General features: G+C 71.0%; 20 protein-coding genes and 2 pseudogenes. 14 read left to right on the forward strand and 8 right to left on the reverse strand.

Annotated features, from left to right (window positions below; translation table 11 throughout):
* The coding region (locus FHS38_RS35305; protein ID WP_260420737.1) for a hypothetical protein at positions 1-327 on the reverse strand (327 nt) is incomplete at its 3' end.
* On the opposite strand from FHS38_RS35305, the gene FHS38_RS13500 reads away from it, so the two are divergent.
* Positions 304-1,461 carry a tetratricopeptide repeat protein gene (locus FHS38_RS13500; protein WP_376700039.1) on the forward strand — a complete coding sequence of 386 codons (1,158 nt, stop codon included), beginning with the start codon at positions 304-306 and terminating at the stop codon, positions 1,459-1,461. The genes FHS38_RS35305 and FHS38_RS13500 overlap by 24 nt on opposite strands.
* Before the next feature lie 388 nt (positions 1,462-1,849).
* Here the strand turns inward: FHS38_RS13500 and FHS38_RS13505 are convergent, their stop codons facing one another.
* Positions 1,850-2,632 carry a GntR family transcriptional regulator gene (locus tag FHS38_RS13505; protein ID WP_184733800.1) on the reverse strand — a complete coding sequence of 261 codons (783 nt, stop codon included), beginning with the start codon at positions 2,630-2,632 and terminating at the stop codon, positions 1,850-1,852.
* 172 nt (positions 2,633-2,804) lie between these two features.
* On the opposite strand from FHS38_RS13505, the gene FHS38_RS13510 reads away from it, so the two are divergent.
* The 4 genes from FHS38_RS13510 (at position 2,805) to FHS38_RS13525 (ending at position 6,324) form a co-directional block, all read left to right on the forward strand.
* Positions 2,805-3,152 (forward strand): SCO3933 family regulatory protein, encoded by a 348-nt coding sequence (locus tag FHS38_RS13510; protein ID WP_184733801.1) that lies wholly within the window; start codon positions 2,805-2,807, stop codon positions 3,150-3,152.
* The gene (locus FHS38_RS13515) at positions 3,152-4,456 is read left to right on the forward strand and encodes an FtsK/SpoIIIE domain-containing protein (protein ID WP_184733802.1); all 1,305 of its coding nucleotides are present in this window, start codon (positions 3,152-3,154) and stop codon (positions 4,454-4,456) included. Before FHS38_RS13510 ends, FHS38_RS13515 begins: the two co-directional genes overlap by 1 nt.
* Positions 4,453-4,647 carry a hypothetical protein gene (locus FHS38_RS13520; protein WP_184733803.1) on the forward strand — a complete coding sequence of 65 codons (195 nt, stop codon included), beginning with the start codon at positions 4,453-4,455 and terminating at the stop codon, positions 4,645-4,647. The genes FHS38_RS13515 and FHS38_RS13520 overlap by 4 nt, the downstream gene beginning before the upstream one ends.
* Positions 4,648-4,938: 291 nt before the next feature.
* Positions 4,939-6,324: a replication initiator gene (locus tag FHS38_RS13525; RefSeq protein ID WP_184734158.1), complete on the forward strand. Its 1,386-nt coding sequence runs from the start codon at positions 4,939-4,941 to the stop codon at positions 6,322-6,324.
* Positions 6,325-6,453: 129 nt separating this feature from the next.
* On the opposite strand, the gene FHS38_RS13530 is transcribed toward FHS38_RS13525, so the two are convergent.
* Complete coding sequence (locus FHS38_RS13530) at positions 6,454-7,899, reverse strand: recombinase family protein (RefSeq protein WP_184733804.1); 1,446 nt, start codon at positions 7,897-7,899, stop codon at positions 6,454-6,456.
* Between the two features lie 59 nt (positions 7,900-7,958).
* Between FHS38_RS13530 and FHS38_RS13535 the strand changes: the two are divergent.
* Positions 7,959-8,102, forward strand: a pseudogene (locus FHS38_RS13535) (dicarboxylate/amino acid:cation symporter); the annotation flags it as partial.
* 181 nt (positions 8,103-8,283) lie between these two features.
* Entirely contained in the window at positions 8,284-8,916 is a 633-nt protein-coding gene (locus FHS38_RS13540) for a TetR/AcrR family transcriptional regulator (RefSeq protein ID WP_184734159.1), read from the forward strand.
* A gap of 29 nt (positions 8,917-8,945) precedes the next feature.
* Here the strand turns inward: FHS38_RS13540 and FHS38_RS13545 are convergent, their stop codons facing one another.
* From FHS38_RS13545 to FHS38_RS13555, 3 genes and pseudogenes are all read right to left on the reverse strand, one after another.
* Positions 8,946-9,737, reverse strand: coding sequence for a hypothetical protein (locus tag FHS38_RS13545; RefSeq protein WP_184733805.1), 792 nt, complete (start codon positions 9,735-9,737; stop codon positions 8,946-8,948).
* Between the two features lie 157 nt (positions 9,738-9,894).
* Positions 9,895-11,051 (reverse strand): annotated as a pseudogene (locus FHS38_RS13550) (lipase family protein).
* A gap of 85 nt (positions 11,052-11,136) precedes the next feature.
* Entirely contained in the window at positions 11,137-12,201 is a 1,065-nt protein-coding gene (locus tag FHS38_RS13555; RefSeq protein ID WP_184733806.1) for an AraC family transcriptional regulator, read from the reverse strand.
* Positions 12,202-12,315: 114 nt separating this feature from the next.
* Here FHS38_RS13555 and FHS38_RS13560 point away from each other — a divergent pair, with 114 nt between their 5' ends.
* Positions 12,316-14,244, forward strand: coding sequence for an AMP-dependent synthetase/ligase (locus FHS38_RS13560; RefSeq protein ID WP_184733807.1), 1,929 nt, complete (start codon positions 12,316-12,318; stop codon positions 14,242-14,244).
* Positions 14,245-14,458: 214 nt separating this feature from the next.
* On the opposite strand, the gene FHS38_RS13565 is transcribed toward FHS38_RS13560, so the two are convergent.
* Positions 14,459-14,662, reverse strand: a complete 204-nt coding sequence (locus tag FHS38_RS13565; protein ID WP_003984261.1) for a cold-shock protein — start codon at positions 14,660-14,662, stop codon at positions 14,459-14,461.
* Between the two features lie 292 nt (positions 14,663-14,954).
* Here FHS38_RS13565 and FHS38_RS13570 point away from each other — a divergent pair, with 292 nt between their 5' ends.
* Entirely contained in the window at positions 14,955-15,848 is an 894-nt protein-coding gene (locus tag FHS38_RS13570) for a menaquinone biosynthetic enzyme MqnA/MqnD family protein (protein WP_229822493.1), read from the forward strand.
* A gap of 93 nt (positions 15,849-15,941) precedes the next feature.
* Here FHS38_RS13570 and FHS38_RS13575 read toward each other — a convergent pair whose 3' ends face one another.
* Positions 15,942-17,051 (reverse strand): alpha/beta hydrolase, encoded by a 1,110-nt coding sequence (locus FHS38_RS13575; protein ID WP_184733808.1) that lies wholly within the window; start codon positions 17,049-17,051, stop codon positions 15,942-15,944.
* Between the two features lie 165 nt (positions 17,052-17,216).
* Between FHS38_RS13575 and FHS38_RS13580 the strand changes: the two genes are divergently transcribed.
* From FHS38_RS13580 to FHS38_RS13600, 5 genes are all read left to right on the forward strand, one after another.
* A complete protein-coding gene (locus tag FHS38_RS13580) occupies positions 17,217-18,902 on the forward strand; it encodes a serine/threonine-protein kinase (RefSeq protein ID WP_184733809.1) in 1,686 nt (561 codons plus the stop codon).
* Between the two features lie 98 nt (positions 18,903-19,000).
* A complete protein-coding gene (gene mqnC, locus FHS38_RS13585) occupies positions 19,001-20,212 on the forward strand; it encodes a cyclic dehypoxanthinyl futalosine synthase (RefSeq protein ID WP_184733810.1) in 1,212 nt (403 codons plus the stop codon).
* Positions 20,213-20,216: 4 nt separating this feature from the next.
* Positions 20,217-20,876 carry an amidohydrolase family protein gene (locus FHS38_RS13590; protein ID WP_184733811.1) on the forward strand — a complete coding sequence of 220 codons (660 nt, stop codon included), beginning with the start codon at positions 20,217-20,219 and terminating at the stop codon, positions 20,874-20,876.
* Positions 20,877-21,005: 129 nt separating this feature from the next.
* Positions 21,006-21,704, forward strand: a complete 699-nt coding sequence (locus FHS38_RS13595) for a demethylmenaquinone methyltransferase (protein WP_184733812.1) — start codon at positions 21,006-21,008, stop codon at positions 21,702-21,704.
* Between the two features lie 217 nt (positions 21,705-21,921).
* Positions 21,922-24,288, forward strand: a complete 2,367-nt coding sequence (locus tag FHS38_RS13600) for a serine/threonine kinase C-terminal domain-containing protein (RefSeq protein WP_184733813.1) — start codon at positions 21,922-21,924, stop codon at positions 24,286-24,288.
* Positions 24,289-24,329: the final 41 nt, after the last annotated feature.

The following is a 24,329-nucleotide window of genomic DNA, read 5'->3' on the forward strand; positions in this document are numbered from 1 at the left end:
GCGATCGGTCGACTCGCCGCACACAGCATGCTCACTGTCGACGCCGAAACCGGCGACCTCAGCGTGCACCGACTCGTCCAAGCTCTTGCCCGGACCGCTGACCCTAACGACCCACACCGCGAGCCCCAGGACATCAAGCAGGCCCGGTCTCACGCCATCGCGATGCTTGACGACGCTTTCCCTGCCGACACGCAGAACCCGGCCTCTTGGCCCACCGCCCGCGTTCTGCTGCCGCACCTGGAAGCCCTCACCAGCCACACGCAGTCGCCCCCTGACGTCGACACAGCTTCCCTCCTCGAACGGATGGGGCTGTTCCTCCACGGTCAAGGCGCGGTGGACCGTGCGATTTCCCTGTTCCACCGCGCACTCACAAGTCGTATCCGGGTGTTGGGTGAAGACCACCCCGACACGCTCACCTCCCGCAACAACCTCGCCTACGCCTACGAGTCGGCTGGGGATCTCGGGCGGGCGATGCCTCTGTACGAGCGCACCCTCACCGACCGGGTCCGGGTTCTGGGCGAAGACCACCCCGACACCCTGTCCTCGCGCAATAACCTCGCCGGCGCCTACGAGTCGGTCGGGGATCTCGGGCGGGCGATGCCTCTGTACGAGCGCACCCTCACCGACCGGGTCCGGGTTCTGGGCGAAGACCACCCCGACACCCTCACCTCGCGCAATAACCTCGCCAGCGCCTACCACTCAGCCGGGGACCTCGGGCGGGCGATACCCCTGTACGAGCGCACCCTCAACGATTGCGTCCGGGTGCTGGGCGAAGACCACCCCAACACCCTCACCTACCGCAATAACCTCGCCGGCGCCTACCACTCGGCCGGGGACCTCGGGCGGGCGATACCCCTGTACGAGCGCATCCTCAACGATTGCGTCCGGGTGCTGGGCGAAGACCACCCCAACACCCTCATCTACCGCAATAACCTCGCCGGCGCCTACGAGTCGGTCGGGGATCTCGGGCGGGCGATCCCCTTGCACGAGCGCACCCTCACCGACCGGGTCCGGGTTCTGGGCGACGACCACCCCGACACCCTCACCTCGCGCAACAACCTCGCCAGCGCCTACCACTCAGCCGGGGACCTTGGGCGGGCGATGCCTCTGCACGAGCGCACCCTCACCGACCGGGTCCGGGTGCTGGGCGAAGACCACCCCAACACCCTCACCTCGCGCAACAACCTCGCCGGCTCCTACGAGTCGGCTGGGGATCTTGGGCGGGCGATCCCTATGTACGAACGCACCCTCGCCGACCGCGTCCGGGTGCTGGGCGAAGACCACCCCGACACCCTCGGCTCCCGCAACAACCTCGCCGGCGCCTACGAGTCGGCTGGGGACCTCGGGCGGGCAATCCCCTTGTACGAGCGCACCCTCAACGATTGCATCCGGGTGCTGGGCGAAGACCATCCCCGGACCCAAGTCGTGCGCAGCAACCTCGACGCGGCAAGGAATGGTTGACGTGGCCCCAAGGCTGTCTCAGCACAGAAGCCAGGCTGTAGACCTAAGCCACGGAAAGTCAACCGAGACGGTGGCGCGGCCGGACGACCAGGCGCGCGTGTGTCTCCAGCAACCACCCACTCAGCCCGGCCACGCCATCTGGCTTGTGAACGTCACGATGCCCGGCACTCCTCGGCCGACGCGATCAAGTCGTGCCTCAAGTCCCGGTTGCCTGGTCTGGAGGAGGGGCGGGCGCCTGCCTCGTTCATGGCTGGCTGGCTGTGGTGTGGGCGGTGGGCGTCCGGCGGGACCGGCCGTCAGGCCGCAGCCCGCCGGGGCGGCCTGACCGCCCGGCGCGCCGCAGGCGCGCCCTTGAGTAAGTGAAGAAGGTTTCGACCGATCCCGGCTTTCAGGCGCGGGCGCGGCGTGCGGCGGGGGGCTTCTCGGCGGTGATGCGGTAGGCGAGCTGGGCGCGCTCGGCGCTGATGCGCAGGTCTTCGAGAATCAGGGGCTGGTCGTTGGTGCCGTGGGTGGTGCGGGTGGTGTGGAGGACGGGGGTGGCGTCGGGGATCTGCAAGGCGTCGCGTTCGTCGGGCAGGGGCATGCGGGCTTGTACCGTCTCGGTCCACCACAGCTTGTGCCCGGCCTTGGTGAGCAGTTCGTAGATCGCTGCGGGTTCGGTGTCCGGGGCCTGGGCCAGCTCGGTGTCCTCGGCGGTGGCGAACGGGATCAGCGTGCGGTGCAGCGCCCTGGTGCCCGTCGCCGGGTCCGTCAGTAGACGATCGCAGCCGAAGAGCGCTTCCCCCTCCCCCAGTCCCAACGGCGGCCCCGTGATCGCGGTCGTCTCGGTGCGGTAGATCTTCGGTTCGTCGGGCTGCTCCCAGGTGATGCCATCGTGGGTGACGAACGGGCCTGCTGATCCGCTGCGGCTGATCCGGCGTTCGACGGTGACTGGCGGCAGGCCGGAGGTGCGGACGAAGCTGCCCTTGCCGTGCTGGACGTTCACCAGCCCCTCGGCGCGGAGTGCGGCGACCGCGTTGCGCACGGTCGGGCGGGACACCTTGTAGCGCTCGATGAGCTGCGCCTCCGAGGGCAATGGCGCTCCGGGGGCGAACTCACCCGAGAGGATCGCGTCGCGAATAGCGGCCGCGACCTGCTGATACAGCGCTCCGGGGCGCTTGATCTCCGTCATCTCTGAGTCCTTCACTTCGGCGGTGGTCGGGCGGTCGACGTCACTCGTCGCTCATAACTCGTCAGCATAAGCACTTGCGCACTGGGCCGATAGAGCCTCATAGTCTCAACTCGTAAGGACGAGTGACGTCAGCCGGTAGTTGGCGTCTGAGGCCAAAGGAGGCCCACACCCCGTGCAGTCCATCCCTGTGGACACAACCCGGCTCGGCGTACTGCGGTGCGCTGTCGCGCCGGAACCGAAGATGTCCGGCTTCGAGACCAAGGAGGTGAAGAAGGACCGGGACGGCAACACGATCTACACCGTTGCCGTCATGGTCCGGCAGGACGGCCGGCGGGTCTCGGTGATCGAGATCTCCGTGACCGGTGAACCGAAGGGCGTCGTGGAAGGCGCTGAGGTGCGGGTGACGGGCCTGGAGGCGTTCTCCTGGGCCATGGGCGACCGGCACGGGATCAGCTTCCGCGCCGCCGCCATCACCCCCGCACCGGCTGCTGCTCCGGCGGGCAAGACAGGCGGTGCCTGATGGCCCCGACCACGTTTGCCTTCCTCCTCGCGGCCCTGGCCTGGGTCCTCGTGGCTGGCGCCCGGCTGAAGGATCAGAGCCCGGTGTGGTTCTGGTACCTGACCGGCTACCCGGTCGTGGCTGTCCGGGTGCTGGCCACGTGGCGGAAGGTCGCGCATCTGAACGACCTGTCGGTCTCGCGCCGCCCGGCACGCGGCCTCGTCGGCGACCTGGTCGTCAAGGGCCAAGCGCTGCGGCCCGTCGCACCGCGGATCTCCTTCCCCCGGGCGACCCGCACGGGGTTAACCCTGGTCGTGCGCCTGCACCCCGGCCAGACTCCCGCACCTTTCATCCAAGCGGCCGACGCCCTCTCCCACGCCTGGAAGGTCCATGCCGTGCGGGTCACCTCTCCGCAACGCGGCCTCGTGCGCCTGACCGCCACCATCACGGACCCGCTAGAGCGCCCGGGGATCGCGGTCGCGCCCATGGTGCTGCTGTCGGCCGTGGTCGGGATTCTGGAGAGTGGCGGGGCGTGGGTGATGAACCTGCGCCAGGTGCCGCACTGGCTGATCGTCGGCGCCACCCGGTCCGGGAAGTCCGCACTCCTCGCCCGCCTGGTGAAGGAACTCGCCCGGCAACCGGTGGCACTGGTCGGCATCGACTGCAAGGGCGGCATGGAACTCGGGCTGTTCGCCCGGCGCTTCTCCGCCCTGGCCACCACCCGCCCTGAAGCCGTCGCAACCCTCGGCGCCCTGGTCGCCGACATGCAAGAGCGCATGCGCACCTGCCGCGATGCCGGGGCACGGTCGATCTGGGAACTGCCGGAGAAGCTCCGCCCGGTCCCGGCCGTGGTGATCGTCGACGAACTGGCCGAGCTCTACCTCACAGACGGCACCCGGACGGCAAAGGCGGAGGCCGAGCAGTGCTCCACCTACCTCCTGCGCCTCGCGCAGCTCGGCGGGGCCCTGGGCCTGCACCTGGTCATCGCCGGGCAACGCGTCGGCTCTGATCTCGGCCCCGGCGTGACCGCCCTGCGGGCGCAGCTCGGCGGCCGGGTCTGCCATCGGGTGCACGACTCGGGCACGGCGGAAATGGCACTCGGTGACCTCAACAAGGACGCGGTGGCGGTGGCTCTGTCCATCACGGAGGCAGAGAAGGGCGTCGCCGTCTGCACCGGGCCCGACGGTGGATGGGTGCGGGCCCGCTCGCACCTGACCTTCACCACGGAAGCCCGGGACGCCGCCGCCCGGCACGCGCACCTGACCCCCGAACTCCCCGGCGTCACCCGCGCCCTGGAGACCCTCACCAAGGAGGCCGGCGCATGACGGAGAACGCGGCATTCCCCCTCGTGCTGGTCTTCGGGATCATCACCGTCCTCCTGGTCCGCTCCCGCGATGTGCGCTGGTGGCAAGCGGTGCTGATCGGCCTGTTCGGCGTCTACATCGGCCAGACCCCCGTGATCTTCACCATCCACGGCCTCGTGGCCTGGTTCCTCTCCCTCTTCCCCAACAGCTAGGCAACGGAGGCCACGCCATGCCCATGCGCCGTGTGCGCTGCCCGATCTGCAAGGGCGAACGACGCACCAGGAAGACCCGATCCGGCCGCTGGCACCGCTGCCGCTGCTGCCGCGGAACCGGCACCATCCGCTAACCCAACCCAGACCAACCCGCGAGGGAGCGATCGCTATGGACGACGACACCGGCCCACCACCCACCAACCGTGCCGCTTCGGCGGCCCACCCCGGGAGGTCCCCACCATCCCCACGATCAACCCGGCTGACAGGCGCGCCCTTGACCGCGCGGCGCGCCTGCGTCAGCTCTCCGAAGTCGACCAGGACGTCATCCGCCTCGCCCAGGACCCGCAGTTCCCCCGCTTCCTGGAACAGATCACCGCCACCGGCGGCTGCGCCCACCCCGTCCACCTCTCCGGCTCCGCCACGACACGCGACGTCGCCACGGGTGAGGTGCTGCACCACTACGACACCCGCACCGAACCGGGCGAGCGGCTCTCGGTCCGCTGCCGCAACCGCCGCGCGTCGGTCTGCGCCCCGTGCTCCCGCCTCCACGCCGGAGACACCTTCCACCTCGTCCGCACCGGACTCACCGGCGGCAAGAACATCCCAGCCCAGATCCGCGAGCACCCGAGGCTCTTCGTCACTCTCACCGCTCCGTCCTTCGGCTCGGTCCACCGTGCCACCACCGGCGGGCAACGCTGCCACCCCCGACGCAATGCCGGGACCTGCGAGCACAACCGTCCGGTGAGCTGCGGAACCGCTCATGACCCCGCCGCATCAGTTGTCGGCCAGCCGCTCTGTCCGGGGTGCTACGACTACCCGGCGCACGCCCTGTGGCACGCCCACGCCGGACAACTGTGGGACCGCTTCACCCGCGCCACCCGCCGCACCCTCGCTACGGCCGTCGGCCTGCCGCAGGCCCGGTTCCGCGACCACGCCCGGCTCTCCTTCGCGAAGGTCGCGGAGTACCAGAAGCGCGCCGCCGTCCACGTCCACGCCGTCGTACGCCTCGACGGCCCCAACGGACCCCACACCCCGCCCCCGGCCTGGGCAACCCCCGTGCTGCTGACCCGCGCGGTTCGCACGGCGGCACGGTCGGTATTCGTGCGGAGCCCGTACAGCCCGGCCGTCGGGGAGCTCGAACTCCGTTGGGGCAACCAGCTCGACGCCCGCCCGCTGCGGGCCTTCGGCGACACCGAGGGCCTGGCCGACGACGCCGTTGCCGCCTACATCGCGAAGTACGTAACCAAAGGCGCCAGCGACACAGCGGCCGGCACCGACTACAGGGTCATGACCTGGGGCGACATAGACGCGGCGGCCGTGTCCCCACACATCCGGGCCCTCATGCGTGCCTGCTGGCGACTCAGCGGCCTACCCGAGTACGAACCCCTTCGGCTACGAGCCTGGGCCCACACCCTCGGGTACCGAGGCCACATCCTTACCAAATCCCGCGCCTACTCGACGACATACACAGCGCTGCGCACCGAACGAGCCGACCACGAACGCGCCGGACTCCCAGTCCCCGACACCTCCAAGGTGATCACCGACGCGCACTGGCGCTACCTCGGCTCCGGCCACACGCCGGGCGCCTCCCTCATTGCCGCCGGGATTGCCGAAGACCTCGCCATGAACCGTGCGGTCGCCCGTGACGAACTCCGGGAGCGGGGTGGCTGCCTATGACGGACCCCAGCGCTCAGTCGCCCCCGGAATGGATCTCCGAAATCCTTGACCGGTGGGTTCCTCCAGACGACTACGACATTCGCCTGAATGCCGTAGTCGACGGGTACCTAGCCCATCAAGCGCGGGCGATCACGCCTCCGGATCGTCTGAGTCCGCCCCAACCGGCGTGATCGAAATCGAGTCGAGTTCCGGGGGCCTCCTGCGGCCCTTTCCCACGCTGTAGACCGCAACTTGCTTGATGACTGTTGCGGCGATTGCGCGGCGGCGTTCGAGGTTCTGCTCGCTCTGATCCAACCAGACCGTGAGAGCGTCAGTCTCGGTACGCGATGCCCTGACAACGGATGCAGCCTCACGTGAGCGGAGTGATTGGAGGTTGTTGCGGAGATGCTGCAACGAGTCGAAGTAGTCCTCATCGTCCAGTTGGCCTTCCTTCCAGCGGCTTCGAAGCCCTCGAATGCGCTCTTCGGTGACCTTGATCTGTCCCGAGAGATCCTCGGAGGCTGCTTCCCGAGGCTTCGGGCTGCGCTGCCTCAGAGCTGCTTCTACGACCTCGTCCAATCGCTCTTCGATCCAGGCGAAAGATCGGTTGACCTTGCCACACCCAAACTCACCGTTGACGCCGACCTGTCCGGAGTGGCAGAACGTTCGGCGGAAGGTGCGGCCCTGGATCGTTGCCCACTGAACTCGCATGGTTGATCCGCAATTTCCGCACTTCAGGAAGCCTGAGTAGAGGTGCTTCCTCTTGCCTGCCCCCTGAGCGGCAGGCTTGGAGCGGCCATCCAAGATCGCCTGTACGTTCTCCCATTCCTCCCGCGTGAGGGGGTGGGGGTAAATGCTGTCCCCGATGTCCTGCCCCTTGTGGGTGACGATCCCGCCCACGCGCTCGGACCGGTACACCCGCTTGACCTTCTGGATGGTCCAGACGGTCTGAGTTCCGACAGATTTTGCTCCATGCTCGTTCCAGGCTCGCGCCACGTCGCCTGGAGTGGCGCGCAGCTCAGGATCCATGAGCATGCGGTAGCCGTCCCGGATTAGCTCCACTTCTTCCGGAACCACGCGCTGGAAGGTCGAACCCGGCTCAAAGCCGAAGACTCGGGGTCCTCCTGCGTGCGGCTTGCCTTGCTCTCGACGTTGAAGAAGCGAGTTGTTCACCCGCTCCGCCATTCGTTCGGTCTCCTGCTGGGCTACTGCACCCTTGATCGTGAGGATCATGCGGCCGTTCGCGGTCGACGTGTCCTCTCCCTCGGTGGTGGCGAACGCGAACCCGTGTTCCTTCTGCTCCTCAAGGAAGTTTGTCAGCTCGGTGATGCGGCGTGTGAGCCTGTCGATCGAGTAGACAACGATTCCGTCGATCACGCCGTCTCGGGCGTCGCGCAGCATCTCCGCGTACACGGCCCGCTTCTTGCGGCTCGTGGTCGATGCTGATGTGTCGTTCTCCGGATAGACCTTGTGGATGCCCCACCCCATCCGGTCGCACAGCTCGCGACACGCCTTCTCCTGGCGCTGGATGCCAAGCTCCTTGCCCTTGCGGTCCTTGCTGATGCGAACGTAGATTCCGACGCGCCTAGGCTTCAACTAGCCCACCCCTCGCGGTAGTTCGGCTGCACGCAAGTAACGTACATACTCAGTGTGCAGCGACGAACGTCGCCGGTCAGTCGGTGGTTCCGATCCTCGTCGCCTCCCGGGAGAAGATCCTCGACCGCGCGGCGTACGACTCGGCCGACGGGTCCAAGCTCGACGACGCCCCGGGCGCGGAGCCGCAGCCGGCCGCGGCGTGATCCGTACGGCTTGATCCGCACCCTCGACGACATCCCTCCTCCCCGTAAAATTACCAGCCGGTAACGTGACGGGGGCGGAGGGATGTTTGTCGTGAAAACAGCACAGACTGCACAGACCGACGCTGCTCAGGTCAGGGCCGGCGTCAGGGCCGGCGTCAAGGTCAGGACCAAGGCCAAGCGGATGCCGCGCGAGGTGCGCGAACGCCAGATGCTCGACGCGGCGGTGGAGATCTTCGCGCGACGCGGCTATGCCGCGGCGTCCATGGACGAGATCGCCGAACTCGCGGGGGCGTCGAAGCCGCTGGTCTACCTCTATCTGAACTCGAAGGAAGACCTCTTCAGCGCCTGCATACGGCGCGAGTCCGAAGCGCTGGTGACCGCGGTGCGGTCCGCCGTCGACCCGGAGGCGTCCCCCGACGGCCGGCTGTGGAGCGGGCTGCTCGGCTTCTTCGCGCACACCGCGGCCCACCCCGACGCCTGGGCGGTGCTGCACTGCCAGGCCCGGACGCACGGCGAGCCGTTCACCTCGGCCGTGTGCGCGATGCGGCAGGAGATCATCGACGTGGTCACCCAGCTGATCACCGCGACGGCCCGCGAGGCCTGCGCCGCCGAGCCCGCCGAGCCCGCCGAGCGGGAGATCTCCGGCCTCGCGCACGCCCTCGTGGGGGCCGCCGAGTCGCTCGCCGCGTGGGCCAACACCCGCGGCGACGCCGCCCCCTCGGAGAAGGAGACGGCGGCGACGCTGATGAACCTCGTATGGGCGGGCCTGGGGAACCTCATGAACGGGCGGTGCTGGTCGGCGACCCGCCCCTGACCCCCGACGGGTGGGTCCGGGCCCCCGGCTCAGCCCTCCGTGCCCCTGCGGCGACGGGCGACGAGGACGCCGGCACCGCCGAGCGCCGCCGCCGCGGCGAGCGCGCCACCGATGAGGGCGGGGTCGGTGTCCGAGGTCGGCGCCGGCGCCTCACCCGCGGCCACCCCGCCCTTGGGCGTCTTCTTGCCATTGACGGCCGCGGCCTTGTCACCCGTGGACAGCTCGCGCGCCGCCTCGCCGTTCCTGCTCTCGACCGTCGTCTGGGTGATCTTCCCGGTCTTCTGGTCGAGGGTGACCTTCAGGCCCCCGTCCAGGGTCGTGGAAGGGGCGGCGGCGGTCAGCGTGCCGAAGACGAACCCGTCCGGGCCGGTGACGACGGCCTTGTACGAACCGTCGGCGAGCTCGGTGACGACGGCGTACTTGCCGTCGTCGAGCTTCACCGTGCGGGAGGACTCCTTCGCCTTGCCGTCCTTCTTGTCGTGCTGCTTCTTGTCGTCGCCCTGGGTCCTCGCGGTGACGTTCCGGCCGTCGAAGTGGACGTGGATGCCGTCGGTGTAGCTCTCGCCCTTGGCGAGCGTCGCGAAGACCTTGCCCGTGCCGGTCTCCTTGAGGTACGCCTTCCCGTCCTTGATCTCGGCCTCCATCCCGCCGCCGATGTCGACGGTCCGGCCCGTCGACGGCGACGTGCCCGCCGCGGAGGGCGCGGCGCCGCCACTGCCGTCGGAGGCGAAGGCGGCGGTGGGGACCGCGACGGCGCCGGTGAGGACGGTGGCGGCTATGGCGGTGCGGAGTGCGGTGCGGGTGGTGCGAGTGGTGTTCATAGGGATCTGAATCTCTCTCACAGTGGCTGCGCCGCCCCTTCGGCGACCCGATGCACATCACGCTATTTCGGGCGCAATGGTGTACGTATCGGCAAAACGGGCAGAGTGCGACCGGCCGTAAGGACTAGGAGGAGGGGCACGGACCCCGACCTCGGAGCTAGCAGTTGCCCCCGGCAGGCCTGCCCGCGAACCGGTCCGCCAGCCAGTCGGCCGCCGGGACCGACTCGGTGATCACACCCAGGACGTGCTCGCCGAGCGGCAGCGACTTCCACCGCACGTTCGCGCCCTTGGCACACCAGTCCGCGCGCAGCTTCCTGCCGACCTCGTAGGGGATCAGCTCGTCGATGACGCCGTGGTAGAGGTACACGGGCCGGTCGGGGGCGTGGGTGCCGAGGTCGGAGGAGCGCAGGACGCGCTGCCAGTCCGGCTCGTAGAGGGGGTTCTTGACCGTGACGTCGGAGATCTTCCGGAAGATGCCCGCCACCGCGTCGATCGCCACGCAGTGCTTCTTCATGAAGTCCACGTAGCCGCGGCCCTTGTCGTTCAGGTAGCCGTCCAGGTTCAGCTCCGGGAAGGCCGCGTTCTGGCCGGTGGCGGCCATCAGGACGAGACCGGCGCCGATCCCGCCGTTGTTGTGGTCGGCGGTCTTGAGGAGATCGGCCGGCACACCACCGGTGGCCGTGCCCCTGGGTCCAGCTCGGGCGCGTAGGTGTCGTGCAGCTCGGCGGCCCAGCTCGAGGCCTGCCCGCCCTGCGAGTAGCCCATGATCCCGACGGGGGAGTCCTTGCCCAGCCCCGCCTCCGGCAGCCGCTGCGCGGCGCGTGCCGCGTCCAGCACGGCATGGCCCTCGGCGCGGCCGACCGCGTACGTGTGCTCGCCGGGCGTGCCGAGGCCCTCGTAGTCGGTGACGGCGACGGCCCAGCCGCGCAGGGTCAGTTGCTGGATGAGATTGGCCTCCAGGGTGGTCCCGTACGGGAAGCCGGCCGAAGGGGCGCACGCGTCGCCGAGGCCGACGGTCCCGACGGCGTACGTGATCAGCGGGCGCGGCCCCTTCCGGCCGTCGCGGGGGACGATCACGGTGCCCGAGACGACGTTCGGGGTGCCCTTGGCGCTGGTGGAGCGGTACGTGATGTGCCAGGCCCGGGTGTTCGTGGGCTGGCCCGGCAAGGGGTGGAAGGACGTGGGCGCGGAGCTGACGACGTCGCCGGGGGCCCCGGCGTCCCTGGCCGGCGGCCCGGCCGAGGCGGGGCCCGCCAGGCCGAACGCGGCCGCCAGCGCGGCGAGGGCGGTGAGGGCTGTGGTGCGCAGGTGCATGCGGCTCTCCCAACTGTCCAGTGGTGCTGAATCAGTTGGGGCGACCGTAGTGACCGGCGGGTAATCCGGGCGCTGACCGGGACGCTCAGCTTTGCTGACCGCGCTGAAGGGGACCCTTCCCCTCGCCGGCCGCCGTGCCCAGCAGCCGGTACGTGCCCGGTGTGGTCCCCGTCCAGCGCCGGAACGCCCGGTGGAAGGCGGTGTCCTCGGAGAATCCGAGCCGGGCCGCGAGCTCGGCGATCGGCTCCCGGCCCGCCGCGAGCCCGCTGATCGCCGCGTCCCGCAGCACCCCGTCCCGCAGCAGCCGGTAGGAGGTGCCCTCCTCCTGGAGCCGCCGCCGGAGCGTCGCCGGGCTCATCGCGAGCCGCGCCGCGACCTGGGCCACCTCCGGCAGCCGGGCCGGGCGCCGCCCCTCGCGCAGCGCGGTGACGAACGCCCGCCGCACCTGCTCGGCGACCGTCGTCCCGTACTCGCGGCGGCTGAGCAGATCGGCGGGCGCCCGCCGCAGCAGCTCCGCGAGGCCCGCCTCGTCGCGGACGACGGGCGCGGCCAGCCAGTGCGCGTCGAACCCGGCCCCCGTGCGCCGCGCGCCGAACCGCACGGGGCAGCCGAAGAGCAGCCCGTACTCGCCCGCGTACGGCGGGGCGGGGAAGGCGAACTCGGCCCAGCGCAGGGCGATCCGGCGGCCGATCAGCCAGCTCGCCAGCCGGTGCCAGACGATGACCAGGCACTCCGCGAGGAAGCGGCCCTCGGCGTAGCCGCGCAGGTCGTTGCGGACGGTGAACACCGCCTCGGCGCCGCGGCGTTCGACCGCCAGATCGGGGCCGCCGGGGAAGAGCCCGTAGAAGCGGACGCCCCGCTCCAGTGCCGCGCCGAGGTCGCGGCAGCCCAGGCACGCGGAGCACATCATGGCGAACGTACCGTTTCTGCTGGGAGTGGGCCCGAGCCCCAGGAACTCGTCCCGCGTCGCCCGGTGCAGCGCCTTCACCAGCGAGGTGAACTGCTCGGGCGTCACCCGCGCCCGGTCGTCCGCGAGCAGCAGCGGCGGGATCCGCGCGGTCTGCAGCAGCGGCACGGTGTCGATGCCGAGCCGCCGGGCGCCGCCGAGCGCGGCCCGTACGTGGTGCACGGTGATCGTCCGCCTGCCCATGCCCTGCACGGTAGCCCCGATGAGCGCCGGGGTCAGCGGCGCTGACGCTTCCGGTCATCCCCGGCCCGGGGCCGGGCTTCGTAGCGTCGGGCGTACGGATCCGAGGGAGGCGTCATGCACGACGGTCGGCAAGGCCCGGGCACGCTCGCGGAGTTCGTGGAGGAGGCGGCGCGGCGGTACGGGGCACTGCCCGCCCTGCGCTTCACGTCCCCGGGCGGCGGGTGGACGGAGGTCGGCTACGACCGGCTGCGCGAGACCGTACGGTCCGTCGGGCGCGGCCTCGTCGCCCTCGGCGTGCGGCCGGACGACCGGGTGGCGATCTGGGCCGAGACCCGCCCGGAGTGGACGTACGCCCATTTCGCGACCCTGGCCGCCGGCGGGGTCGTCGTCCCCGTCTATCCGACGGCGGGTGAGGACGAACTCGTCTGGGTGCTCGGCGACTCGGGGGCGACGGTGGTGATCTGCGAGGACGCGAGCCAGGCGGCCCGTGTCGAGGCCCTGCGGGCGAAGCTGCCGGGGCTACGGCACGTGGTGCGGATGGACGGAGGAGCCGGAGGTGCCGGGGACGGCGGGCGGGCCGACGGATCCGATTCCGTGGCCGGAGCCGGAGCCGGAGCCGGAGCCGGGCCGGGGGCAGGCGGCGGGGCCGGCTCCCGGGCCCGCCGTCGTGAGCCGGGTGCGGACCCCGTCGACGCGGCAGGCCTCGGCACTCCGTTGCTTCTGTGGACGCTGCCCCGGGCACCCTTGGCGGATCTCCTCGCGCGGAGCGCCGCCCGCACCGGCGACGACCTCTGCGCCATCGTCTACACCTCCGGCACCACCGGCCTCCCCAAGGGCTGTCGGCTCACACACGGCAACTTCACGGCCGTCCAGGACGCCACCGCCGAGCTCATCGAGGGCGGCCCCGGCGACACCACCTACCTCTACCTCCCCCTCGCCCACCTGCTCGCCCAGCTCATCCAGCTCAGGTCCCTGAGCCAGGGCGGCACGCTCTGCTACTTCGGCGGCCGGATCGACAACGTCGTCGCCGAGCTCGCCGAGGTCCGGCCCACGCACCTGCCGTCCGTGCCCCGGCTCTTCGAGAAGGTGCACGCCACCGTCGTCTCGCTCGCGGAGTCGGGGGGCCGAGACGGCCGGGACCGCTTCGAAGCGGCCGTACGGACCGGGGTCGAGGTCGCCGAGCTGCGCGCCCGGGGCGAGGAGCCCACCGGCCCGCTCCACGCGGCCTGGCAGGCGGCCGACGAGAGCCTGTTCTCCCTCGTCCGGGCGGCGTTCGGCGGGCGGCTGCGCTGGGCGCTCACCGGCGGCGCCCCCATCGCACCGCAGACCATGGACTTCCTGCGGGCCTGCGGCATCCGGGTCTTCGAGGGCTACGGCATGACCGAATCGGCCGGGGTGATCTCCCTCAACCACCCGGGCGCGGTCCGCTACGGGACGGTCGGCCGGCCGGTGCGCGGCTGCGAGGTGCGGATCGCGGAGGACGGCGAGGTGCTCGCCCGGGGGCCCGGGGTCTTCCCGGGCTATCACGCCGACCCGGCCGCGACCGCCGAGGCGCTGGATCCGGACGGCTGGCTGCGCACCGGTGATCTCGGCAGCCTCGACGCGGAAGGCTTCCTCCGCATCACCGGCCGCAAGAAGGACCTGATCATCACCTCGGGAGGCAAGAACCTCACCCCGACGCTCGTGGAGGCCGCCATCCAGCAGTCCCGCTGGGTCTCGCGCGCGGTGATGATCGGCGACGCCCGTCCGTACCCCGTCGCGCTGATCACCCTCGACGCGGAGGAGGTCGCGGTCTGGGCCCGGGGCGAGGGGCTGGACCCGGGCCGTGGGTACGCCGGGCACCCGGTCGTGCGGGCCCGCTGCCAGGAGGCCGTCGACGCCGCGAACGCCCAGGTCGCCCGGCCCGCCCGGATCCGGGCGTTCGCGATTCTGGACGAGGACTTCACGGTCCGCGGCGGGGCGCTGACCCCCACCTTGAAACTGCGGCGCTCCGCGATCGCGAACCGTTACGCGGCAGAAATCGATGCGTTGTACGAGCGATAGCGGAAAAGGATGATCCGGTTAGCGTCGAAAGGCGTACGGGCTCTGTGCGTCATGAGTTCATCAAGGTTCTGCAGAGCCCCGAGATCCGGGTGAGCCGAGAGTCATGGGAAAAGGCAGGAGCCCTGCCCCACCGCCGAAGCGGGGGAGCAGGGCTCCTTGGGTACAGCACGTCGACCGCGATCGGTCGAGCCGTCGCACCGGAGGGATCCGAGGATCAGACCGGGGTGACGTTCTCCGCCTGCGGGCCCTTCGGGCCCTGCGTGACGTCGAAGTTGACCTGCTGGTTCTCCTCGAGGGAGCGGAAGCCAGAGGCGTTGATCGCGGAGTAGTGGACGAAGACGTCGGGGCCCCCGCCGTCCTGGGCAATGAAGCCAAAGCCCTTTTCAGCGTTGAACCACTTCACGGTTCCGGTAGCCATAAAGCCCTCCTTGGGCCCAAAGGGTTGCCCTGCTCCAGAACCTGCGAGAAGTCTGAAAACTACAAAAGCCTGCGGGGTCACATGCTCCGCAGGCTCTGTACTGCAAGGGAAACCAAACTGCAACTTGCGGCGAGCGTAGCACGCTGGGTTCGCACTGGGAAAGAGTCGAAGATCACGCTGTTCGCAGGTTTTCGGAGTCTCCCGCGCGGAAAAGATCGACGATCGGGCCCGGCGCGGCGCGACCCCCGCCCCCGTCCTTCCGACGGTCCGGGGCTAGCCTCCGGATGTGGACATTTCAGCCTCGGACCCAGCGATCCCCGCCACCCGCACCGGCCTGCCGGAGCGGCTGCGCAGCCGCCCCCGCGTCGGACACATCCAGTTCCTCAACTGTCTGCCGCTCTACTGGGGCCTCGCGCGCACCGGCACGCTGCTCGACCTGGACCTGACCAAGGACACCCCGGAGAAGCTCAGCGAGCAGCTCGTCCGGGGCGAGCTGGACATCGCCCCGGTCACCCTCGTCGAGTTCCTGAAGAACGCCGACGACCTCGTCGCGCTGCCGGACATCGCGGTCGGCTGCGACGGCCCGGTCATGTCCTGCGTGATCGTCTCCCAGCTCCCGCTGGACAAGCTGGACGGGGCCCGGGTCGCCCTCGGCTCCACCTCGCGGACGTCCGTACGCCTGGCGCAGCTGCTGCTCGCCGACCGGTACGGGGTGCGGCCGGAGTACTACACCTGCCCGCCCGACCTCGGCCTGATGATGCGGGAGGCGGACGCCGCCGTGCTGATCGGGGACGCCGCGCTGCGGGCCTCGCTGCACGACGCCCCGCAGCTCGGCCTGGAGGTCCACGACCTCGGGCAGATGTGGAAGGAGTGGACGGGGCTGCCGTTCGTCTTCGCCGTCTGGGCCGCCCGCCGCGACTACCTGGCCCGCGAGCCGCGCATCGTCTCCAAGGTGCACGAGGCGTTCCTCGCCTCCCGGGACCTGTCCCTGGAGGAGGTCGGGAAGGTCGCCGAGCAGGCGGCGCGCTGGGAGTCCTTCGACGCGGAACTGCTGGAGCGCTACTTCACGACCCTGGACTTCCGCTTCGGGCCGGACCAGCTCGCCGGGGTGGCCGAGTTCGCCCGGCGCACGGGCCCGACGACCGGCTTCCCGGCCGACGTGCGGGTGAAACTGCTGGAGTCCTGACCCCCGGGCGGGGATCAGGACTCCAGGTGGTGCGTGCAGCGGGGACGGACGGGCGGGCCCGGGATCAGGTCACCGGGCCGCCGGGGCCCCGGGTCAGGAGGCCGGCGTCGGGCCTTCCATGTTCTTGCTGATGTACTGGATCAGGCCCTCGCCCATGCTCGGCACGTAGGTGTGCGCGTTGTGCGAACCGCCCGGGATCTCCCGGAGCATGGTGTGGACCGGGCCCTTGCCGTACGTCGCCATGAACTTCTTGACGTTCTGCATGACGATCGGGGGCTCCTTGGTGCCGACCTGGAAGGCCAGGTAGACGTCCGGGCCCTTCCTGTTGATCAGCTCCTGGGCCAGCTTCTCCGGGTTGTTCTCCTGCTTCTCCTTCTCGTGACCGGCCCACAGCGGGGAGTCCGGCACGATGTCCGGGCCGGACGCGATCACGGCCTTGAAGCGGTCCGGGTACTTCATGACGGCCTTCAGGCCCGCGAAGCCACCGGAGGAGGAGCCCATGAACGCCCAGCCGTCACGCGACTTCAGGGTCCGGAAGTTCTGCTTGACCAGGTCCGGGACGTCCTCGGTCAGCCAGGTGCCCATCTTCGCCTGGCCGGGGATGTCACTGCCGTCGTAGTAGTACTTCTCGTCCGGGTTCAGGACCGGCATGGCCAGGATGAAGGGCAGGCTCTTGCCCTCCTTCGACCACTTGGCGATGGACGACTGGAGCTTGAGGTCCGTGCCCATCCAGTAGTTGTTCGGGTAGCCGGGGCCGCCGGGCAGGGCGACCATGACCGGGAAGCCGCTCTTCTTGTACTGCGGGTCGTTGTACTGCGGCGGGGCCCAGACCCACACCTTGCCCTTGAAGCCGGACTTCTTGCCGTCCAGCGTCACGACGCCGATCTTGGTGCCGTCGCCCAGGGAGTTGGCTATTCGGAAGTCCGCCTTGGGTCCGGTCGGCATGAGGACCTTGGAGTCCGCGGGCTGCGCACCGTTCTGGCCACCGGCCTGGCCGCCCGTGCCACCGGCGGCGGGCTCGTCGTTGCCGAAGCTGACGGGCTTGCCCTTGTCGGTGAACGGGGGGATCTCGAAGTAGGTCATGACGGGCCAGGCGATCAGCCCGAGCACGGCTATCGACGCCACAACGATGACCCATCGTTTGGCGCGAGAGGCCCGGTGGTGGCCCTGGGACCGGTAGGCCCCCTCGTGTGAGTGCGGCATCGCGTCGCTCCGGATGATCCTGCTGCCCCGAAGGACATGACGGTTTGTTCCGACCTTGCAGATGGGCAAACCAGGCTGCGGGGTTCCTGCCGGGCGTCGTGAATTGAGTCATAGGCTGATTTCCGGGGCCGTACCGGCCCCCACCAGGGGGAGGCGGGGAGCCCGATGCAACCACTACTGTCCGAGGATCCGCAGGTCATCGGCGCGTACCGGCTGCTGGGGCGGCTCGGGGCGGGTGGCATGGGCCGGGTGTACCTGGGCCGCAGCGCGGGCGGCCGCACGGTGGCGGTGAAGGTCGTCCACCCGCACTTCGCCCTCGACGACCAGTTCCGGACCCGCTTCCGGCGGGAGGTGGAGGCCGCCCGGCGGGTCGGCGGCGCCTGGACGGCCCCGGTCCTGGACGCCGATCCCGAGGCCGCCGTGCCGTGGGTGGCCACGGGCTATGTGGCGGGCCCCTCGCTCTCCCAGGCCGTGACGGAGACGGGCCCGCTGCCGGAGCGGACCGTGCGGGTGCTGGGCGCGGGTCTCGCGGAGGCCCTGGCGGCGGTGCACGCCCTGGGCCTGGTGCACCGGGACGTCAAACCCTCGAACGTGCTGCTGGCCCTCGACGGCCCCCGGCTGATCGACTTCGGAATCGCCCGCGCGACGGACGGCACCGCCTCGCTGACCGCCACGGGCGTCTCCATCGGCTCGCCCGGCTACATGTCGCCCGAGCAGATCCTGGGCGGGGAGGTGACGGGGGCGGCCGACGTCTTCTCCCTCGGCGCGGTCCTCGCCTACGCGGCCACGGGCGAGCCGCCGTTCTCCGGTGACAACTCCGCCTCCCTCCTCTACAAGGTCGTCCACGAGCCCGCGGAGCTCGGCGCGGGCCTCACCCGCGATCTGCGCGCCCTGGTCTCCGACTGCCTGGCCAAGTCACCCGCCGCCCGCCCCACCCCCGGCGACATCGTCCGCCGGCTCGCCTCGGCGGGCGGTGCGCTGCCCCTCGTGCGGCCCGGCTGGCTGCCCGCGCCGCTCGTCGAGCAGGTGAGCCTGCGGGCGGTGGAACTCCTGGACCTGGAGCCGGCCGCGGAGGGCGCCGCGGCGAGCGGCGGCTTCGGGCCGCCCGATCCGTCGTACGGGAGGGGCCTGGCGGACGCCCGCCCGCAGGCACACGCGCTGACGCAGCCGTCGTACCCGCCACAGCCGTCGTACCCGCTGCCGCCGCAGCGGCGGCCCGAGGCCGCGGACGGGACGACGGCCGGGCAGGCGGCCGGGAACGTCATCGGCCAGGGCGGGAAGAAGGTCGCGCTGTCCGTCGGCGCGAGCGGCCGCGACCGGGGCCCGGGCAGATCACGGCGGGTGAGCTGCACGCTCGTGCTGTCGGTGGCCGGGGCGCTGGCCGCGGCGACGACGGCGGCGTTCGTCTTCGACCTGCTGCCGGGATCCGGCAAGGACGCCCACAAGGAAGCAGGGGAGAAGCCGTCCGCGACGGTCTCCGCGTCGCCGGGGGCGGCCGACGTGCCGCAGGCCTTCCGCGGCACCTGGACCGGCAACGTCCTGCAGTCCGACGGCACCCCCAACGGCACGATGACCAGCACCATCACGGGCGGCGCCAAGGGCGCGTACGTGGTCCGCACGACGTACTCGGTGCTGGACGTCGTGGAGTGCCGCAGCAAGGCCAAGCTGATCTCCGCCACCGACCGGAAGCTCACGCTGAAGGAGGTCACCGACGGGGAACGGAGCCCGCTCTGCACGGGCTCGACGTCCACGGTCACCTACACCCTCGCAGCGGACGGCAAGCTGGCGTTCACCTCCGACGACCCCAAGGGCGGCAAACCCACGTCCTCGCTCACCAAGCGCACCGGCTGACCGGCCCGCCACCCTGACCAACCGCCCTGACCCACCGCTCTGTCAAGGCCCTGGCGTAGGGTGAATCGTCGTACACAACCCCTCCGAAGGGACGCCCGGTGACCGAGACCGCCGACCTCACGTCCGTCAATCTCGCAGCCGTCCTCGACCGGGCCGCCGCCGGTGGCCGGATCACCCCGGAGGAGGCGCTCGACCTGTACCGGTACGCGCCGCTGCACGCGCTGGGCTCGGCGGCCGACGCCGTGCGCCGCAAGCGCTACGCGGGTACCGAGCACATCGCGACGTACATCATCGAGCGCAACATCAACTACACGAACGCATGCGTCACCGCGTGCAAGTTCTGTGCCTTCTACGCCGCGCCGAAGAGCGACAAGGTGTGGACCCGCGACCTCGAGGACATCCTGCGCCGCTGCGAGGAGACCGTCGCCCTGGGCGGCACGCAGATCATGTTCCAGGGCGGTCACCACCCGGACTACGGCGTCGAGTACTACGAGAAGCACTTCTCGGCGATCAAGCAGGCGTACCCGCAGCTCGTCATCCACTCCCTCGGTGCCTCCGAGATCGAGCACATGTCCCGGATCTCGGGCGTCACCGCCGAGGAGGCCATCCGCCGCATCCACGCCGCTGGCCTCGACTCCTTCGCGGGCGCCGGCGCCGAGCTGCTCCCGGAGCGGCCGCGCAAGGCGATCGCGCCGCTCAAGGAGTCCGGCGAGCGCTGGCTGGAGATCATGGAGCTGGCCCACAACCTGGGTGTCGAGTCGACCTCCACCATGCTGATGGGCACCGGCGAGACCAACGCCGAGCGGATCGAGCACCTGCGGATGATCCGCGACGTGCAGGACCGCACGGGCGGGTTCCGCGCCTTCATCCCGTACACGTACCAGCCCGAGAACAACCACCTGAAGGGCCAGACGCAGGCGACGCTCTTCGAGTACCTGCGGATGATCGCCATCGCGCGGCTCTTCCTCGACAACGTCGCCCACATCCAGGGCTCGTGGCTGACCACCGGCAAGGAGGTCGGCCAGCTCTCCCTGCACTACGGCGCGGACGACCTCGGCTCGATCATGCTGGAGGAGAACGTGGTCTCCTCGGCCGGTGCGAAGCACCGCTCCAACCGCATGGAGATCATCGACCTCATCCGCAAGGCGGGCCGCGTCCCCGCGCAGCGCGCCACGACGTACGAGCACCTGCTCGTGCACGACGACCCGGCGAACGACCCGGTGGACGACAAGGTCGTCTCGCACCTGTCCTCGACGGCGATCGAGGGCGGTACGGCGCACCCCGAGCTGAAGATCGTCCAGGCGAGCTGACGGGTTGCTCACGCTTCACACGGCCGGTCTGCTGCTGACCGCAGCCCCCGGCGCGGCTCCGGTGCCCGGCGGGGCCGTGGCCGTGGACGGCGACACGATCGTCGCGATCGGCGCGTACGAGGAGGTGGCCGCCGCCCACCCGGGCGCGCGCGTCCGCCGCTGGCCGGGCGTGCTGACGCCCGGCCTGCGCCAGTGGCACACGCAGTGGCTGCTCGGCCAGGCCTATCACCCGGACCCGCGCGAGTACGACGAGCTGGGCGACCGGATGCTGACCGGCGAGCGGCTGGCGGCGCTCGAGATGACCGAGTCCCGCCGGTCGGGCAGCGTCCGGCGGGGGCTGCAGCGCATGCTGGGGCACGGCACGACGGCGGTGGCCGTGACGGGGGGCTTCCGTGACCCGGTGGTGTCGACGGCGGTCGCCCGTTCCGGGCTGAGGGTCGTACCGGCTCTGCTCGCGCCGGGCATCCTGATCGACGCGCCGGACCTCGATCCCCTCCGGGAAGGCCGGGACCTGCGCGGCTCGGTCGAGGAGCCCCTCGCCGTCGGAGCGCGCGCCGACCTTGCCGTCTTCGACGTGCCGGACGAGGCGGCGCTGCTGGAGGCGGGCGCGGGTACGTGCGTGGCGACGGTGCTGGCGGGGCGGCTGGTGTACCGGCGGCGCTGAGGGCGGCGCGGGGCCCACGGGAAGGCGCGGTCGGCATCGCGAGCGGCCGCCCGTCCCGGCCGGCTTTCGTCCCGCGCCTGCCCGGCCCCCTGTGCGGGCCGCACGGCCCGGGGGTGAACAATGGGGGGCGTGACCCGAGCATCCCTGGACAAGCAGCCGCACGAAGTCGCCGCGATGTTCGACGACGTGGCGGCGAAGTACGACCTGACCAACGACGTGCTGTCGCTCGGCCAGGCCCGCCTGTGGCGCAAGGCGGTGGCCCGCGCGGTGGCCGCGCGCCCGGGGGAGAAGGTGCTGGACCTGGCGGCCGGCACGGGCACCTCCTCGATGCCCTTCACCGCCGACGGCGCCTACGTCGTGCCGTGCGACTTCTCCGTCGGCATGCTGCGCGAGGGCAAGAAGCGCCACCCGTGGCTGCCGCTCACCGCCGGTGACGCGACCCGACTCCCCTTCGCGGACGACGTGTTCGACGCCGTCACGATCTCCTTCGGCCTGCGCAACGTGCAGGAGACCGACACCGCGCTGCGCGAGCTGCTGCGGGTGACCAAGCCCGGCGGGCGCGTGGTGATCTGCGAGTTCAGCCACCCCACGTGGGCGCCGTTCCGCACGGTCTACACCGAGTACCTGATGCGGGCCCTGCCGCCGGTCGCGACGGCCGTCAGCAGCAACCCCGACGCGTACGTCTACCTCGCCGAGTCGATCCGCGCCTGGCCCGACCAGGCCGCGCTCGCGGCACGGCTGCAGCAGGCCGGCTGGTCGAAGGTCGCCTGGCGCAATCTGACGGGCGGCGTCGTGGCGCTGCACCGGGGGATCAAGCACGCCGCGTAACCCTTGGGTACGGCATATCCCGCAATTCGGGCGCATATTGACGGTTTGTCATGGGCAAGGCGCGTGATCTGTACGATCATCCGCACCCCCCATCCGAACCGCCTGCCCGAAAACGGGAGCACCATTGCCGTCGTTCTGTCCTGCCTGTGGTTCCGCGTTCGTCCCGGACGCGCGTTTCTGCATGAAGTGCGGCCGGGAACGTCCGCAGGAGGCGGGTGTGGCTGCCCCGGCGACTCCGGCCGCCGCCCCGGCGACCTCGGCCGTTCCGGCCGCGCCGCCCACCCCGCCGCCCGCAGCACCGCCCCTGCCACCGCCGCCCTCGTCACCCGCGCCCCCCGCCTACGCGCCGCAGGGCGGCTACGCGCAGCCCACCCCCGGCGCGCTGTTCCTGCGCCGGACGTTCGGCGGCGACTGGCTGGGCTCGGCCAAGGCCGTCCTGTGGCCGACCGCCCTCCTGCTCGTCCTCGCCCTGGCGGTCTCCCTCCCCTCCTCGGACGACTACGAGGAAGCGGACTTCACTCATTGGAGTGACCGTTTCCAGGTCGTCATCGCGGTGCTGATGCAGGGCCTCGGCGGCACCTTCGAGGTGGAGACCAGCCGCGGCGGCAGCCTCATCACCATGTTCGTGCAGGGCAGCGGCTCGCTGTCCGTATGGCTGCTGACGTTCACGCTCGCGTGGGCCGGCGCCGTGGCCCTCGGCGCGCGTCTGCTGCGCCGTTCACTGCCGCAGGGCCCGAGCGGCGGCGCGGAGGCCGCGCTGCGGATCGGGCTGCTGTCCGGCGCGGTCGTGCTGGCGCTCGGCCTGTACGGGCAGCCGGACATGAAGCTCTTCACCGTCGACACCACCCCGGTGCTCGCCGCGCTGTTCACGTTCGCGCTGTCGGGTGCGGTGAGCGCGAGCGTGCTGTGCCGCGAGGAGCTCGTCGCGCGGTGCGGCGCGGGCGCGTTGATGGCCGTACGGGCGTGGGGCACGGCCCTGCGCGCCCTGGGCCTGACGGTCGCGCTGTGCGCCGTCGTCGTGTTCGTGGTCGTCGCGTCGCACGAGAGCGAGGTGTCCGGCTGGGGCGTGGTGGCCTCGCTGCTGGTCCTCGTCAACCTGGCGCTCATGGCGCTCGGTCTGTCGTGGGGCGCGAGCGTGGAGGTGACGGCCGGCAAGGGGCGCGGCGGCGAGGAGGGCGGCACCTTCGGGCTCTCCGAAATCGGTGACACCTACGGCGGCTGGGCACAGACCGGCGCACTGGCGATGGGCGTCGTGTGCGCGGTGATCCTGGCCCTCCTGCTGGCGCGGCGCTCGGCCGACCGGCGCGAACAGGCGCTTTCCGGCGCCTTCTTCCTGGGGGCGTTCTGGCTGCTGTCCCTCGTCTCCGGCGCGGAGATGGAGATGTCGGCGGGCACGAGCTTCGGCTACGGCTCCCAGTCCGGCCAGGGGCGGCTGGGGCCGAACGTCGGTGAGTCACTGCTGTTCGGCCTGCTGTGGACGGCGGGAGCGGTGCTCCTGGCCGCGTTCCTGACGCGCACGGGCCGCACGACACCGGGCGTCCCGCCGGGCTTCCCGGCACCGCCGCTGCCGTGGTCGGCGCCCGCGATGCCGCCGGCGGCTCCCGAGGCACCGCAGAAGCCGCCGGTCGCACCTGCCGCACCGGCCGCGTCCGTTGCGCCTGCCGGCCCTGCCGCGTCGGCCGCACCGGCTGCGTCTGCCTCACAGGCCGCGTCCGTTGTGCCTGTCGCACCTGTCGCATCTGTCGCCCCGGCCCCGGCCGCCGCCCCGGCTGCCCCCGAGGTGTCGACCTCTGTCGCGGTGATCGCCCCGGTGGCCCCGGCAGCCCCTGCCGCAACTCCCGTGCGCCGCACCGGCCGTAGTCGGGTCTTCATGTGGGTGGCGATCGGTCTCGCCGCCTTCGTGGTGGGCGGCGCCGCCGCGGGCGGTGTGCTGCTGATGAACAAGAAGGACGAGGGGAAGAGCGGCAGCGGAAACGGGACCACCCAGGCGAACAAGCCCGCCGCGAGCCCCGCGGAGGGCGCGAAGGCGAGCGGCGGCCCGTCCACGGCCCAGCCCTCCACGGCCCAGCCCTCCATGTCCCCGTCCTCCCCGGCCCCCTTCCACGACGCGCCCGTCCCGGAGAAGGACCTGCCCAGCGGCTACTCGACGACGATCGCCCCGGAGGGCTTCTCGATCGTGCTGCCCGACGGCTGGCGCCGCATGGACAAGGGCAGCGGCCAGATCGACTTCCTGGGCTCCACGGGCTTCCGGCACCTGCGCGTCGGCATCGCCAAGGACCTCGGGAAGTCCGCGCACGACCACTTCCTGGAGCTGGAGAAGGTGGTCTCCCGGCAGGACGGCTACCAGCGGGTCCAGCTGACGCCGAACACCTTCCAGGGCAAGCAGGGCGCCCTGTGGGAGTGGACGTACAAGGAGAAGGGCTCCGGCCGTCTCGTGCGCGCCATCGACCAGGCGTACATCGACGAATCCGGCACCGAGTACGCCATCCAGTACGAGGACTACGACGAGAACTGGACCACTACGCGGACCATCTTCGACAACGCCGTGCGGTACTGGCGGGTCGTCCCGCTCGACTTCGACTAGCGGTCCGCCCGGGAGGGTACGGGGTGGCCACTGGCCGCCCC

It is taken from the genome of Streptomyces netropsis (genome assembly GCF_014203545.1).
GTDB classification, from domain to species: Bacteria; Actinomycetota; Actinomycetes; order Streptomycetales; family Streptomycetaceae; genus Streptomyces; species Streptomyces netropsis.

Excerpts from the sequence above, each read along its gene's own strand:
- FHS38_RS13565 (WP_003984261.1), bottom strand. The coding sequence starts at position 14,662 with ATGGCTACCGGAACCGTGAAGTGGTTCAACGCTGAAAAGGGCTTTGGC.
- FHS38_RS13545 (WP_184733805.1), bottom strand. The coding sequence starts at position 9,737 with ATGAACACCACTCGCACCACCCGCACCGCACTCCGCACCGCCATAGCC.
- FHS38_RS13555 (WP_184733806.1), bottom strand. The coding sequence starts at position 12,201 with ATGGGCAGGCGGACGATCACCGTGCACCACGTACGGGCCGCGCTCGGC.
- FHS38_RS13520 (WP_184733803.1), top strand. The coding sequence starts at position 4,453 with ATGACGGAGAACGCGGCATTCCCCCTCGTGCTGGTCTTCGGGATCATC.
- FHS38_RS13580 (WP_184733809.1), top strand. The coding sequence starts at position 17,217 with ATGCAACCACTACTGTCCGAGGATCCGCAGGTCATCGGCGCGTACCGG.
- FHS38_RS13540 (WP_184734159.1), top strand. The coding sequence starts at position 8,284 with ATGCCGCGCGAGGTGCGCGAACGCCAGATGCTCGACGCGGCGGTGGAG.
- FHS38_RS13505 (WP_184733800.1), bottom strand. The coding sequence starts at position 2,632 with ATGACGGAGATCAAGCGCCCCGGAGCGCTGTATCAGCAGGTCGCGGCC.
- FHS38_RS13575 (WP_184733808.1), bottom strand. The coding sequence starts at position 17,051 with ATGCCGCACTCACACGAGGGGGCCTACCGGTCCCAGGGCCACCACCGG.
- FHS38_RS13500 (WP_376700039.1), top strand. The coding sequence starts at position 304 with ATGGGGCTGTTCCTCCACGGTCAAGGCGCGGTGGACCGTGCGATTTCC.
- FHS38_RS13515 (WP_184733802.1), top strand. The coding sequence starts at position 3,152 with ATGGCCCCGACCACGTTTGCCTTCCTCCTCGCGGCCCTGGCCTGGGTC.
- FHS38_RS13560 (WP_184733807.1), top strand. The coding sequence starts at position 12,316 with ATGCACGACGGTCGGCAAGGCCCGGGCACGCTCGCGGAGTTCGTGGAG.